The organism is Anabaena sp. PCC 7938 (genome assembly GCF_049315035.1).
In the GTDB taxonomy this organism is placed as follows: domain Bacteria; phylum Cyanobacteriota; class Cyanobacteriia; order Cyanobacteriales; family Nostocaceae; genus Anabaena; species Anabaena cylindrica.
This window is the reverse complement of sequence record NZ_CP186034.1, coordinates 4,326,304-4,341,884: the sequence shown is the minus strand read 5'-3', so window position 1 is coordinate 4,341,884 and position 15,581 is coordinate 4,326,304. Positions and strand designations below refer to the sequence as shown.

Below are 15,581 nucleotides of genomic sequence, written 5' to 3'. Positions count from 1 at the left end.
AAGTATATTGAGGATTGTTATGTCTAGTAATTTATTGATAAGGGTTTCGTGAATTTTTATCACAATAAAGTGCAAGGTTTTGGCTGATGGTGTCTCAAAACAGGTGCATTTTTCTGGTCGAATCTGGGAAACTGAGGATATGAAAATGGCTAAAACTGTTCCCTATTCCCTGCCCTCATAGATAACTGTTACGCCTAACGGCACGCTACGCGAACAGCAAACCCTAGATATCTAATCTAATTCTCGCCGACCTTCTAAAGCTCTAGCCAGTGTCACCTCATCAGCATATTCTAAATCACCACCCACCGGTAGACCAAAGGCAATACGAGTGACTTTGGTAAATGGTTTGAGTAGCTGACCTATATATAATGTTGTTGTTTCCCCTTCCACACTGGGACTAATTGCCATAATTACTTCTTGCGGCTTTTGTTGACTAACTCTCCGCACTAAAGGTTGGACTGTCAACTGTTCCGGGCCAATACCGTCCATTGGGGAAATTACCCCACCTAAAACGTGATACTTGCCTTTATATTCGCGGGTTTTTTCTAGTGCAATTACATCACGGGAATCTGCAACTACACAGATAATTTTATTATCTCGGTTGGGGTTGCGACAAATTTCACATACAGGTTCAGATGAGAGGTGATAGCAGACTTGACACAAACCTATTTGTTTTTTTGCATCAATCATGGCCTGTGCTAAGGCTTCTACTTCTGTCTCTGGACGTTTCAAAATATGCAACGCTAGACGCTGGGCAGATTTGGGGCCAACTCCGGGAAGGCGTTGCAGTTGCTCAATTAACCGGGCTAAAGGGCGTGCGTAAACCGTGGCTTTGTCTCCAGTGCGTTTTTACCTTTACTATAATGACATTTTTGGGGAGTTTTGGAGAAACTGTCTGAATCAGGATGTCCAGGATTAAAGGATTAACAGGATGAAAAAAGCGATTTGATCAGCAATTAGGGTATTGGATGTGTTTCCATCCCCTTGCGGGGAAGTGGGTTTGTAAAGTCAGAACAACAATGTGGTGAAATGGTTGGGTTAATGAAAGTTTCCATCCCCTTGCGGGGAAGTGGGTTTGTAAAGCAGGTCAGTGGTAACCTGAATACCACTGTATGTTTCCATCCCCTTGCGGGGAAGTGGGTTTGTAAAGATAGTTGATTCTGCTAAAGAAACTGAAGAAGAATGGACGTTTCCATCCCCTTGCGGGGAAGTGGGTTTGTAAAGAGTTCACTTCTGGAAACCTTACATAGCAAGGGTTTGAGATACCCTAATCGACACACCTCTTGAAAATGGAAAAAAAAGTTTCAGAAATGGTCGAAATTGTAGCCTGAAAACCTTGTGGTGTAAGCCATCGACACACCTTAACGAAGTTATGCGGTTTTCAAGGTTCGGGCGAGGTGCGTCGATAAATTTGAACATATCACATTAAAATAGATAATTTTACTGAAAATGTCAATCCCAAAATGTTAAAAATGTTCCCGCTTGCAAAATCTAAAATCCCCGACTTCTGGCATCAATTCATAATTTCTTGACAAGTTTAAAAAAAGAAGTCGGAGATCTGATTATTCACAAATCACTTAGTGCGATCGCAACCTAAACCGTCACCATTTCTGGCTGTTTTTGAGACAGATTACCAAAAAAGTCGTAATAATCCAAGGCTTCCAAAATACCCCAGGCATAATTACCTTGAGCAAAATAAATCTGTGGATAACCCCGCAGCTTTTCAATTTCTTGGCTGTAATTCCCCACCACAACCCCTAAAGTGTTACCACCAAGCATGGTTTCATCATTACCTGATGCCCCTGCTACCAGGAAACGTTGAACAGGTAAACCCCATTTCAAAGCCACATAGCGAATTGCATCGCCCTTAGAAGCCCGGATAGGAACTAAATCCAAATACATATTGTGGCTGTAAATCCCTTTTACAGGTAGTTGATGACGACGCAAATGGCGGATAATTTCTCGGAAGTTAGGCGCTTTAGCTTCATCAACAAAATAGCTAACCTTAAACTTGCGTTGAGCTTCTTCTGGTTGCAATTCTACACCGGGAATATTCTTCATTGCTGCCCGAATTGCTTCAGCTTGCCATTGGTAACCAATGTGTTTTTGCCAACTTGTATCTGTAACTATCTGCGGCCCGTAGTAAATTTCACTACCTGCTGATGTAATTAACAAATCTGGCATCGGGAATCGCCATTCTTCCAACATACTCAAAGTACTTTCTAGAGTGCGACCTGTGGCAATACCAACCCCAGTTGTATGTCCTTCGTTACGAATGCGCTGAATCAATTTTTCTAGGGCTTCTTTGTCACCCAGCAGCGTATTATCAATTTCACAAACTAGGAAACGATCAGCGGTAGGTAAACGGTTGGTATCTGGCACATTCCACTCTGGATGATCAGTCGCAGGAGATGCCGGCAAAGGACTAAGTAGAGATTGAATTCGTCGTTGGGGAAATAGGTGTATTTTCTCTAAATATTTCTCTACATGACTATTCCAGGAGAAATATTTGCGAACATTAACTAAACCATTGCTAGACCAGTTTTGCCATTGTTCCTTATCTGTTAAGGCTTTGCGGAGAGCATTTTGTATTTCTTGAATATTTAAGGGATCAATTAGCAATCCATTCTCACAAGCTGCCAAAATATCCCGTGGGCCACCGTCAGCAGTGGCAATAATAGGTACACCGCAAGCACTCGCTTCAATTAAGGTAAGTCCAAATGGTTCTGTCAAGGCAGGATTAATGAATACCCCTTGTGTTCTAGCTGTCAGCCGATATAAATCTGGCACATCGTCAGCATTATGGTGTTTAGGATAAGCAATGTGACCGTAGAGGTCGTAGCGATCTATTAATTGCAATATCTCTATAAATACCTGACGTGGCCCCGATTCCATCGTCATGATGTCGTCCCGCTTGCCCAGGACTATGACTAGGTTTGCCAGTTTCCGCAACTCAGGATCTTCACCATAAGCCTTAATCAGACTACTGACGTTTTTACGAATAGCTGGACGGGAAATTGCCATGATGATTGGCTTTTGCGGATCTTTGAGAAATCGATCCAATTCTTTTTGAATCGGTGGATTGTGCCAATCATCTCCAGGTAGGTAAAATCGATCCAAGTCTACACCAGGAGGAATCACCACCATTCTTTCTGGTTGATAGCGATCGTACACACTATACTGCTGCTCAACTTCTTGATTAGTGCTGGCTATAACTAAAGCTGCACCACCAAGTGTAATTTCTTCTGCTTCAATTCTTGTACTAATATGAAAATGATCTTCAATCACTTCCTGTTTAGTTCCCTGTTCCAATAATTTTTGCTGTTTAACCCGTCCCAGGGAGTGACCAGTATGTACAAGAGGTGTTCCTAACCAACCTGCAACCCGACTGCCAACATATCCTGCATCAGCGTAGTGTGTATGAATTACATTTGGTATTCTGCCAACTTTACGAATGTGTCTGAGCAATTCATCTGCAAAGGTATCTAAATGCTGCCAGAGAACTTCTTTGCGGAGATAGCGACGTGGCCCGCAAGCAAGACGAATGATCTGAGCTTTATCTGAGAGAATTTCTATTGGTTGAGCATAGTCAGGACTAACTTTTGGATCATTCACCAACCGAGTAACTAAATCCACTCTTTCTACTTGAGGATTTTTGGCTAATGTGGTGGCAAGTTCGACTGCATATTTTGTTTGTCCACCAGTGTCGGCATCTCTTCCTAATTCTAGATTATGACCTCTAATTAAACCGTGAACACTAACCAGCAAAATGTACAACCCTTGGCTGTTTGACATCTTGTCTTCCTCCATAATTGACTGTATAGCAGGCTGTATCCAGCCTTTTTATACCAAATGGACTTGACTGTTATAGGCGAAACGTCCATAATCCAGACAGGTTGAGCAGTTTTACACCCTTGTGAAGTATGAACATAAAATGAGTAACTCTTAGGGTTTTAAACTCGTAACTAATCATGGCTCAACCTTGATAGCTACATTAGTATATTAACACGCTTGGTATAATAGTTAAATAAATAGGCAGTGCAACTGCGGAAAAAGTATCTGAGAGTATAGTCTTAATCAAAATTACATCACAAACAAAAAACACCCCCCTTAAGGAGAGTGTTTTTTGTTTAACTAAATCTTAGTTATTAACCGTTGATTGCAGGTGCAGTTAAAGCAACAGGAGCAACATCACCAGCAGCCAAATCTAAGGGGAAGTTGTGAGCGTTACGCTCGTGCATTACTTCCATACCCAAGTTAGCGCGGTTGATTACGTCAGCCCATGTACCAATTACACGACCTTGAGAATCAATGATTGATTGGTTGAAGTTGAAACCGTTCAAGTTGAAAGCCATTGTGCTGACACCCAAAGCTGTGAACCAGATTCCGATTACTGGCCAAGCAGCTAAGAAGAAGTGAAGTGAACGGCTGTTGTTGAAGGAAGCGTATTGGAAAATCAAGCGACCGAAGTAACCGTGTGCTGCAACGATGTTGTAGGTTTCTTCTTCTTGACCGAATTTGTAACCGTAGTTTTGTGATTCGGTTTCGGTTGTTTCACGAACCAAGGAGGAAGTTACCAAAGAACCGTGCATTGCAGAGAACAAGGAACCACCGAATACACCAGCTACTCCCAACATATGGAAGGGGTGCATCAAGATGTTGTGTTCAGCTTGGAACACGATCATGAAGTTGAAGGTTCCAGAGATACCTAAAGGCATACCGTCAGAGAATGAACCTTGACCAATTGGGTAGATCAAGAATACTGCGGTAGCAGATGCCAAAGGCGCGGAGTAAGCTACACAGATCCAAGGACGCATACCTAAGCGGTAAGACAATTCCCACTGACGACCTAAGTAGCAAGCGCAACCGATCAAGAAGTGGAAAATTACCAATTGGTAAGGACCGCCGTTGTACAACCACTCATCTAAGGAAGCTGCTTCCCAGATTGGGTAGAAGTGCAAACCAATAGCGTTGGAGGAAGGAACAACTGCACCGGAGATGATGTTGTTTCCGTAGATTAAAGAACCTGCAACTGGCTCACGGATACCGTCGATGTCAACGGGAGGCGCAGCGATGAATGCGATGATGAAGCAGGTGGTAGCAGCTAACAGGGTAGGAATCATCAAAACGCCGAACCAACCGATGTAGATACGGTTTTCGGTGCTGGTGATCCACTCGCAGAAGCGATCCCAGACGTTAGCGGTTGAACGCTGTTGAATGGTTGTGGTCATTTTATGAGTGCTTTATTTTTTTATGATGTTGATAGGTGGTTTTGCCTACCTGTATCCAACATTAAAGCCTTAGTTGCGTTTTGTAAAGATAAATAAAATAAGTATTGGTTATATCAATTATAGGTTTTACTAATGTATTTAGATTTACAGTAATGATTGGTGCGGGCAGGATGCCTACACCACAAGATTTATAGTTGATTTGCAGATGTGAAAATCAACCAGGAGGCCAGGACATAGGGCGACGGCCTAGTATATGTATATGTAGGTGATAGACTGTTTGACCGCCATCAACACCAGTATTCATAACTACGCGATAACCGTTTTCTAGTCCGGCTTGTGCTGCGACTTTCTGGACTGTTAATAAAAGATGTCCTAATAAAGCTTGATCTTCTGGTTCGGCTGTTGCGAGGTTAACTATGGGTTTTTTGGGAATGACGAGGATGTGAACTGGTGCTTGGGGGTTAACATCTGTGAAGGCTAAAGCTAAGTCATCCTCATAAACGATATTTGCGGGAACTTCTTTACGGATAATTTTGCTAAAAATGGTGTCTGTGGTGTTACTCATGCAGTGTTGCCTATTCATCTTCTAGAGATTTTAGACGATGCTAGTCATCCCATGGTCTTACTTTAATGAATTGGATGCTTTACTCAGTAAATCGCTAAAAGCCTGGTTAAATCAAGGGATGAGGTTTTCTATTCAGGTCAAATAGTCAAAATAAAAAGACATAAATGTATTAGTTATGTCCAAAAAATTGATTCAATTATTTTCTGAATTTCTCACTAAGAAATAAAAAAGGAGTTAAAAACTGTGAACATATAGGAATCCGGTTTGATTCCTGTTCGCGGTAGTGTGCCGTAGGCATATCTACTTGTGTAGTCAGGGAACTCTTAACAGGAAAGATAGAATTGATACCTACTAAGTCTTGTATGGCTACGCCACGCAAGCTATCAAAAATCAAATAAGAGATTTATATAGCCTTTTCCACTCTAGTTAAGATACAAAATTACCCCTCCCCAACCCTCCCCTTGGTAAGGGGAGGGTGCGCGACAGCGCGGGTGGGGTGTATTTCATGAGCTTGGGAAAGGCTATATATACAAATTCCCAGTAGTCCTAATTTTAATTTTCATGTTTTACCTAAATATCAAAATATTAAGAAAATTGATTTTTATGCACTAGAAGCATTCATATACACAAACAAGGTGGATTGTGATTTATTAACTGTACACACACGAAAAGTTTATTTATAAATATTTATAAATAAAATGTCCGCAAGAGCGGACATAAATTAGGGCTTCTGTCACTTTTATTGGCTACAATCATGTGTGGAACATGATGCTTTCATTGTTAATGATAAAAAACAAAAAATCAAGTATTTACAAGCATTTCAATAGACATAACTACTTGAATTATATCTTTTTATTAAATATTTAAGCTACAAAAAAGAGAGTTTTACATGAAATATTCATGGTGATAATAATTAAAAGATATCCATATTTAGAATATAAAATAAATTTGTGGATCAGGATAGCACGAGTTACAAAATTTTTTTATTTATTTTCAGACATAAATCCAATAGTTATGTCTTCGAGTCCTCAAAAGTTCTGTTATGTTTAAATAACAAAGGTAAAGGTGGTCAGGTATCACAGCCCCAAGAATAAAAAATTATTCTTGGGGCTTTATTTATTACTGATTTAAGGATTTCACGGAATGAAGGATTTTTTCGTAAATAAAAAAGATTTAAATCCTTGTTTGAAACTGTTTTATCACTTAATTTATGAAAATTGATTAATTTTAGGTTTGGTAACGGCGCGGCGTATAAACCCACTTGGTATGATTGCTTTGCATCTGCCGAGTTTGAGAAGAACCAACAATAATCAGGGTTCGCATATCAGCATCTGTGGGTTTTAAGTGTTCAATGGTAATAACTTTTACCACTTGTCCAGGTCTGCCCAAATTCCGCCCTAATACCACTGGGGTATCTGGCTTTCTGTACTGCAATAAGATATTTTTAGCTGCGGCTAATTGCCAAGTCCGTTCTTTAGAAACAGGATTATAAAATGCGATGACAAAATCACCTTGGGCGGCTGCGGTGATGCGTTGGATGATAATTTCCCAAGGCTTCAAAATGTCAGATAGAGAAATAGCACAGAAGTCATGCCCTAATGGTGCGCCAATGGCTGCTGCGGTGGCTTGCATGGCTGAGATTCCAGGGGCGACTTGAATATCAATATTTTGCCATTCTGGTTTGTTGTAGCGGTCTAGAACTTCAAATACTGCTGTAGCCATTGCAAAAATGCCAGGGTCGCCGGAAGACACTACTACTACATATTTTCCTTCTGCGGCTAAGTCTAGCGCCATTTTTGCCCGTGCTTCTTCTTCCCGGTTGTCGGATTCATGGATATGTTTACCATCTGCTAAAGAACCGATTAAATTTATGTAGGTTTTATAACCGACTAAATCAGTTGCAGCGTTGAGAATTTCTTTGACTTCAGAAGACATCCATTTTGATGCACCGGGGCCAGTACCAATTATGGCTAATTTTCCGCGTTGTTTTTCATTGGTTTCGGAGTCAATAGCCGCAATTTTTTCCAGGTGATAAACTAAACAGTTGGGTTGAGGAGTTCCCAAGTTTTCAGTTATCTGAATTGTTAACTCTCCATTGGGGTCAATTGGTAGTTGACTTTCACTCAACCAGGAGGCTGTTCCTTCTAATTTAACTTTTGCCCCTGCGAGTAAATCAGCAATAAACTTTTTGGCATCTTCTGGGTTAGCTAAATGATATCCAGCAGGAGGAGATAACAAAGCTGTACGAAAACGTAAATCTCCTGTGGTTGTAATTGCTGCTTGTATATCTAACATTGCTGCAATTTGACGTGCTAAATCATTCACCCCACTGAGTCCACCTAAAAGCGGGACTACGGCACTACCATCTTCAGCTACGGCTAATACTGGCGGTTCTTGTCCTTTATTTGTTAGCAGAGGTGCAAGGGTTCTAATCAGAATACCAGCCGCACAAATGCCGATTAAAGGTGTCCCAGCAGCGAATAATTCCCGTAAGGTTTCGCCAAAATTTGTAAAACTCACATCAACATCTGAGGTGCGATTGGCTAAACCGTATAATTTAGCCCTTGGTAAAACACTGATAATTTGCCGTCCTAATGCTACACTATTTTGACTTAGTACGACGATGGCAGGTGCAACCCTTTTGTTCATAGCTTCTGTTTTGTCGGGATGACAATCATGGAGAAATAAGGAACGTCCTCTGGGTTCACTTCATCTAGGGAGACAATTCGCTGCTGGGTTGTTGTTGCCCGTTCAATATATTTTGCCCGCGATGCCATGCCTAATTGATGTAGGATATCGCGTACTTTTGTAAAATGGCGACCCAGTTTCATAATTGCGGCCGCATCTGTTGTTAATAGATGTGAAGTGAGCATTTCTGTAGATAGTGTAGCAGGTAGTACTGTGAGGACATCGTTGTAGTAGGTGAAGGGAACGCCCAAGGACACGGGACAGGCCATGAGTGAAGATATACCGGGAACAACTTCCGTTTGGTACTGGTCAGACAAACGTGTAAAAATATACATAAATGACCCATAGAAAAACGGATCACCTTCACACAGTACAACTACATCACGACCTGCTGCCAGATGTGCAGCAATGGGTTCAACTTCTTGGTCGTAAATGGATTTGGCTTTTTCGGGTTCTAAGGCACGGGGGAGATGATATAATACCTCGATTTGATTGCCGGGTAAATATGGCGACACTATTTTTCTGGCGATACTTTCTTTGTCTATTGCTGATTGATAGGCAATAACAGGGGCAGACTGTAATAATCGCAGGGCTTTTAGTGTCAATAGTTCTGGATCTCCTGGGCCGACACCAATTCCATATAGACGACCTCCACTGTTCATTGTTATTCTTCCTCTGTTGCTAAGGCATTAATGGCAGCAGCTGCGATCGCACTTCCGCCCCTCCTTCCATGTAAAGTTAAAAACGGTACATTGCGGCTATTTGCTGCCAACGCTGCTTTTGATTCTGCTGCACCAACAAAGCCCACAGGAAAGCCCAATATCAATGCTGGACGTGGCACACGTTCATCTAGCATTTCCAATATCCTAAATAAGGCTGTAGGTGCATTACCAATTGCGACTATTGCCCCATCTAAATGGAAACGCCATAATTCTAAAGCTGCTGCTGACCGCGTATTTCGCAACCGTTTCGCTATTTCTGGAACTTCAGGATCATTTAGGGTGCAGATAACTTGATTATTAGTAGGTAATCTTTTTCTTGTCACACCTTCGGCCACCATCCGACAATCGCACAAAATTGGTGCGCCTGATGCTAAAGCTTTTCTACCTGACTCCACTGCCCTTGGTGAATATCCCAAGTCTGTGACAATATCCGTCATTCCACAGGCATGAATCATCCGTACTGCGATTTTTGCTACATCAGGCGGTAAGATATCTAAGTTTGCTTCTGCCCGGATAATCGCAAAAGAATTGCGGTATATTTCGTCAGCATCACGTATATAGTTAGACATGGGACTTGGGATTTGGGATTGATTTAACTGTGAATAATCGTTGTAGTTGGGATGTGTCATAACGGTAAACAAATTCCCTAAAGGACTCATTAAGGTTTAATCGTTGATTTTTATACACACACAACATTGTGGCAATGATTTTTGGTAATTCGGCAAAAGTCACATACTCATAGAGTTGATAACCAAATTTTTGTAACTTACCATCACCAATATAGAGTTGATAACCCTCCATAGTTTCATTTTCTGACTGAATGCGAACTCCTAACAAGGTAATATCAGCTTGTTGGTGTTGAGCGCAAGATTTAACACAACCACTAAAGTGAATATTGATTGGATGCTCTAGAGTAATATATTCTAGATAGTCTGCTAATGCTAAAGCGTGGTCTTTGGTTTCAGTAGCCGAAGCAGCACAACCGCGTTTACCAGAACAAGCTACTAATGAAGTTTTGATGTTCGTTGGTGAGATATTTAATCCTAAGCGGGTAATTTCTGTTTCAACTTCAGCAACTTGTTTTTTGGGTATATCAGTGACAAGTAAGTTTTGCCAAGGAGTTACCCTGAGATTACCATTACCATATTTTGCTGCCAAATCAGCTAACCGTCTCATTTGCCAGGTTTCCCACCTTCCTAGTGGTAACACTACACCGATATAAAATAATCCTGCTTGTTTTTGGGGATGAATACCAATTGAGTTCGCCGGAACAGTTATCATATCTGTTTGGGCTGGTAATTGGTAATTGGTAATTGGTAATTGGCAAAAGTAATGACTAACTACGCCAAACTTATCAACAGCAAGGTGTAAAATCTCCCCAGGAAGTTGGGAAGTTAGAGATTTACTTGTAAAAGCTAAACGCAGATAATTTTCTATACCTAAATCATTGATAACTTCTCGCAAACGTCGCTTGCGTTGACTTGTTACACCGATATGATCTAGATAAACATCAGCTAAAACTGCTAAAACTGGTAAACATTCATCTGGTTTTAACAAAATTCCCGTATTTTGGGGGGGTTGTCCTTTTTCCCCAAAACTCAGATAAAGCTGAAAGTAAACATTTCCATTTTCCGCGACAGCAGCAAAGGTGATATCGTTAACGCAATTCTGCACTGAAACTTTACCACCACCATCAAAACCAACGCTAAATTTAGCAGATAGTCCTGCTAGATGGGGATGTTCTGTAATATAGTCATCCCATGCTTTAACGAAGGGTTGAGTATCTATTAATTCTTGAGGATCAATACCCGCTGTGGGGCTAGTCATGATGTTGCGAATATGGTCTACAGTGGGGTTGGCAGAACCTAAACCCAATTCCTGTAAACGCTGGAGAATTTCAATATTTATCCCAGTTTTAATTTCCCGAATTTGCAAATTAGCACGATTAGTAATGTCAACATAGCCACCACCACAATTATCGGCTATGTTTGCAATAAATTGACACTGTTCACTATTAAGAATCCCACCGGGTATTCTTACACGAGACAAGATTCCATCTTGGGCTGATATATTATAAAACAACCCTGGACAAGCAGTAGAAGCGGTTAACAAAACGAGAACTCCTTCCCCGTGCGACGCAGAGACAGAGTAGGGGTGGGGTATCCCTCCCTTACATCCAAATACATTCGTAGAGTTAGCATTCTGACTTGGAAAATATGGCAGGAGTAGGGGCGAAGCATTCGGGTGATAAATTATCAGTTTTTGCCAAAGAATATTTTCCGAATGCTTCGCCCGTACAGGAGTCAGAAGTCAGAATTTAGGAGTAAAACCCTGTTTTATGAAGAGTTTCATCAATATTCTTTTGCTTTTCGCCTTTTACTCTTTGCCTTTTCTTTACAGCTGCGGCACAGTCTCGGAATTTAACCGGAGTTTCCCAACTCTAAGATTTATTAGTCTAGCACGAGGAGGTATTTATGCGATCGCTTTGACTCAATGACAGCGAAAAAGATAAATTTGAAACTTACCTGCAAACTTTCTTTACGCGAGGGATATTTCGTGCTGTTGTCTGACTTGTACCAAAGCGAATGTATCTGATAAGTTTGGTCAAAAATTTTGACCGCACTCTCGAACGTTCCAATGTCAAGCTCAAACGGTTATCTGTTGCAAATACCGTCTGAGAAGATATCAAATGGGTTCTATACATGAATTTGTATCATCTTAAATCTTCTCTGCGCCTCTGTGTGATAAAACCCTATTCCTGATTCAAAAACTCCAAATACCCTTTACTCAATTCCCCCACAGCCAAATCATAAAACTGTTTACCATGTTCTGGTGTTGCTAAAGCCGGATTTGAACCCATGCGGCCATCTGGGTAACTTTCTCGAAAATTAGCTGCACCATAAATTCTGTGTCCACTTGCGACTTTTGAAGATAGGGGTGCTTGTTTGATTGCTTCTGGATAGACGTATTGGGTAACAGCTACTTCACTAGGGGTAGCATGAGAACCTTCTTGATCACCATATAATTCTTTGGCAAGTTTATATACAGAACCGCACATAAACCAATTAGCAATTTGACATTGAACTTTTTGAGAACTAGGAAGTTGTAAATCTTCTAAATGTGCATAAGTTTCTGAAAAAGCAGCTTTCAGAGTCGCAATATTTCCACCATGTCCATTAATAAAGTAAAACTTGGTAAAACCTGCTTTTGCTAAACAAGTTATATAATCCCGTACTACCAAGATTAAAGTGCTAGGACGGAGGCTAATTGTACCGGGAAAAGCAGTATGATGTAATGCCATACCGATATTGATTGTTGGTGCAACCATTCCTTGAGTTTCTTCTGCTACACCATGGGATATTGCTTCTGCACAAATGGCATCAGTCCCAATTAAACCCGTTGGGCCATGTTGTTCTGTGGAACCAATAGGGAAAATAATTCCCTGGGATTTTTGTAGATAAGTTTCTACTTCTGGCCAGGTGCTTAAATGTAATTGCATTTTCTCTAAATCTCAAAGTCTGATTCAATTCAGCAAATATACTTAACTACTAAAGTTGGCAGTAGGATATTTATCCTAATAAATACAAATAAAAGTTAACAACGAAGTCATTCTGTCACAGAGAATACCTCATTTGTGGATGTATGTCGAAGGGATATAAGGGATATTTACAATTTTAAGAGTGGGCGGGAGGAGAATCGAACTCCTATACCTTTCGGTGCCGCATTTTGAGTGCGGTGCGTCTACCAATTCCGCCACCCGCCCGTGGGTGTCACTTTCATAAGTATAGCCTATTTTTTTATTTTAGCAACAGGTATTTAGATTTATTTAGGGATTGTTTATTGTGGAGGGTAATATTGTGGAGTCGTCACCGGGGCTGGATAAGTACCTATAGGAGTATTGTTAACTGTTCCGTTAGGTACTATTGGAGTCATTCCCTGGGGTTGAATAAAGGGTTGAACAGGTTGCGGAAAATTATTTGTAGGTAGATTATTTGTGGGAGTGCGGGGTGTGATAGCAGTTTGGCTAAAGTGTTGGTAAGCAGCACTAGAAATGGCGCTAATGAGTTTCTCCGCAGTAGGGTCATTGTTGGGACGTTGTACCATGACAGCAGCTATATAACGCTTGCCGGTGGGAATATCAATTAAACCTGCATCTCCTAACATTGTGCCGATATCACCGGTTTTGTGGTATGATTTTGCTCCTTCTCCTAAGCCGGAAGGTAGGAGATTATTTCTTTGTGTGCGGCGCATAATATCAAGCATAATATCGCGCGATCGCATACTCACCATATTTCCCTGATTGAGTGCCGCAATCAAATTCCCCAATTCTCTAGGACTGGTGGTGTTTGTGCCTTGTAAATCTGGGAGTGGAGAGCGAATTATTGTAGTTGCTAATCCCCAACTGCGAAAACGCTCGTTTAGTACCTCTTGACCTCCCAATCTGGCAATAAGCATATTGGTGGCTGTGTTATCACTGATGGTAATCATCTTTGTGGCAACATCAATGGCAGTGTACTGACTACCTACTGTACTCGTCTGTAAAGTTCCAGAACCACCTGCAATCATCTCTTGTTGCACAGTCAGCATTTCATCCAGACGTATTTTCCCCGCGTCTACATCCTGAAAAAAAGCAATTAGAATTGGTACTTTAATCGTGCTGGCAGCAGAAAAACTAGCAGTACTATTAATATCCACATAAGCCCCAGTATCTAAATCTACCATGAACACCCCAGGGGTCAGATTTGGATTTGCCGCTGCTAAATTCTGCACATCGGTTTTTAAAGGGATGATTTCTTGGGATAAATATAAACTGGAAGCGGTTGCAGAGGAATTAGTTGGAGATTGTGTTTGAGATGGCCCCGCGTTAGTCTGAGATGGGGAAGAAGATGTGGTGATGCGATTAGCAGGGTCTAATACTGACAACAGCGTGCCTACAATTGCACCTAAGCCGATGCCCACAATCAACAACCGTAACGTATACAATATGGTTCTAGCCATTGGCTTTAACCGAGTTTTGCGGGATGCTCGCCTATCTATTTTTGGCTTTCCTTGCTTTGGTACACGCACTGTCTTCAACTTTGCAGTACCCGGTTGTGGCATCTTGCCCTTAGATTTAGGGATGGGTTTAACTGCTGTCGGCATAACTATCTTGGAGCGTGGTCTTCGCCCCTCAGTAGGGAGAGCAGGAGGAATGATATTATTATTATTAAGCCGTGTGAGCGCCACACTTTCGCCTCTAGCTATAACCTGTTGCGGTTTCTTGACAACGGGTGTTTGTCCAGCCTTTTGGTTTTGGCGTGGACGGCGACGACGCTGTGAAGGTTGCTGTCGTGAGATAGCTATTAGTTTGTCACTTGATTCTGACACTACTCCTCCTTGTGACCCACTCGACTGTTTTGTTTGTAGATGTTCGACCCAAAATTAAATCTTCCAGCACCTTGATATACTCAGATAAACTTCTGGGATTAAGTAGCTTTTCTTTTTCCTGCTCAGTTTAAGTCATATTAACCCAAGTTGCTAGTTAGGGGATTGCTCATTGGTGATTGGGGAAGAATATTTATCTTTCTCCTGCACCCCCTACCTTCTACCTTCTGCTTCCTTCAATGCCCATTCTATTTGTCGTAGAATTCCGCGTAACATAGCAACTTCAGCAGTTTGGATGTGGGCGCGATTATACAAGTGTCGGAATTTTTCCATCCTACTAGCTGCTGTATGGGGGTAAATATAACCTATGGATAATAGCAGAGATTCCAATTCCTGATAGTAAGGTTCTACAATATCTAAAGGTGCGATTTCTGTAGGAGGTATTTCCGGTGTTATAAATATTTCTGCTAATTGTGATAATTCGTAACAACAGATGGAGACAGCGGTAGCTAAATTCAGGGATGGATAGATGGGACTTGTGGGAATGAAAACTAACTTTTGGGCATAATTTATTTCTTCATTGCTTAGTCCTCGGTCTTCTCTGCCAAAAATCAGGGCTACTGGTTTTTCTGGTTCTTCTAATAGCCAGGGTAGGGTAGTGCGGGGGTTTGTCTAGGGGAATTTCTCCGCTGTAATCACGGCCTATGGTAGCGATCGCACGCACGCATCCTTGCAATGCTTGTGGTAATGTGTCTACTATGATCGCAGAATCTAAAATTTCTTTGGCATGGACTGCCATTTTTAGAGCATCATCAGAAGAGCGATCGCACTGCGGATTCACTAATACTAGGTTACATAACCCAAAATTTTTCATTACCCTAGCAATTGAGCCTAAATTCAAGGGTCCTGCTGGTTCCACCAACACAATTCTAATTCCAGCCAAACCCATATTTACTCCTCCTGTTAAATGAGTATTGAGTAACGAATACCGAGTACCGAGTAAGAATTTTC

The 15,581-nt window shown here is 41.3% G+C and carries 10 protein-coding genes, 1 tRNA gene and 1 pseudogene; all 12 read right to left on the bottom strand.

Features of this window, described 5'->3' with window-relative positions:
• Positions 1-231: 231 nt before the first annotated feature.
• Positions 232-789: a recombination mediator RecR gene (gene recR / locus ACOWPH_RS19770; protein WP_199327442.1), complete on the bottom strand. Its 558-nt coding sequence runs from the start codon at positions 787-789 to the stop codon at positions 232-234.
• Positions 790-1,593: 804 nt separating this feature from the next.
• A complete protein-coding gene (locus ACOWPH_RS19765) occupies positions 1,594-3,795 on the bottom strand; it encodes an HAD-IIB family hydrolase (protein WP_015217096.1) in 2,202 nt (733 codons plus the stop codon).
• Positions 3,796-4,148: 353 nt separating this feature from the next.
• Positions 4,149-5,231 carry a photosystem II q(b) protein gene (gene psbA, locus ACOWPH_RS19760; protein WP_015213182.1) on the bottom strand — a complete coding sequence of 361 codons (1,083 nt, stop codon included), beginning with the start codon at positions 5,229-5,231 and terminating at the stop codon, positions 4,149-4,151.
• 214 nt (positions 5,232-5,445) lie between these two features.
• A complete protein-coding gene (locus ACOWPH_RS19755) occupies positions 5,446-5,796 on the bottom strand; it encodes a histidine triad nucleotide-binding protein (RefSeq protein ID WP_015217095.1) in 351 nt (116 codons plus the stop codon).
• Positions 5,797-7,023: 1,227 nt separating this feature from the next.
• Positions 7,024-8,445 (bottom strand): precorrin-3B C(17)-methyltransferase, encoded by a 1,422-nt coding sequence (gene cobJ, locus ACOWPH_RS19750; RefSeq protein ID WP_015217094.1) that lies wholly within the window; start codon positions 8,443-8,445, stop codon positions 7,024-7,026.
• On the bottom strand, positions 8,442-9,146 hold the full coding sequence (locus ACOWPH_RS19745; RefSeq protein ID WP_015217093.1) for a precorrin-2 C(20)-methyltransferase: 705 nt from the start codon (positions 9,144-9,146) through the stop codon (positions 8,442-8,444). The genes cobJ and ACOWPH_RS19745 overlap by 4 nt, the downstream gene beginning before the upstream one ends.
• A 2-nt stretch (positions 9,147-9,148) precedes the next feature.
• A complete protein-coding gene (locus ACOWPH_RS19740; RefSeq protein ID WP_015217092.1) occupies positions 9,149-9,775 on the bottom strand; it encodes a precorrin-8X methylmutase in 627 nt (208 codons plus the stop codon).
• Positions 9,768-11,318, bottom strand: a complete 1,551-nt coding sequence (cobG, locus tag ACOWPH_RS19735) for a precorrin-3B synthase (RefSeq protein WP_015217091.1) — start codon at positions 11,316-11,318, stop codon at positions 9,768-9,770. Before cobG ends, ACOWPH_RS19740 begins: the two co-directional genes overlap by 8 nt.
• A gap of 640 nt (positions 11,319-11,958) precedes the next feature.
• A complete protein-coding gene (locus tag ACOWPH_RS19730) occupies positions 11,959-12,705 on the bottom strand; it encodes a creatininase family protein (protein ID WP_015217090.1) in 747 nt (248 codons plus the stop codon).
• Positions 12,706-12,887: 182 nt separating this feature from the next.
• Positions 12,888-12,969 (bottom strand) — tRNA-Leu (locus ACOWPH_RS19725).
• A 74-nt stretch (positions 12,970-13,043) separates the two neighbouring features.
• Positions 13,044-14,573, bottom strand: coding sequence for a serine hydrolase (locus ACOWPH_RS19720; protein WP_015217089.1), 1,530 nt, complete (start codon positions 14,571-14,573; stop codon positions 13,044-13,046).
• A 210-nt stretch (positions 14,574-14,783) separates the two neighbouring features.
• Positions 14,784-15,519: pseudogene (locus ACOWPH_RS19715) on the bottom strand (RNA methyltransferase).
• Positions 15,520-15,581: the final 62 nt, after the last annotated feature.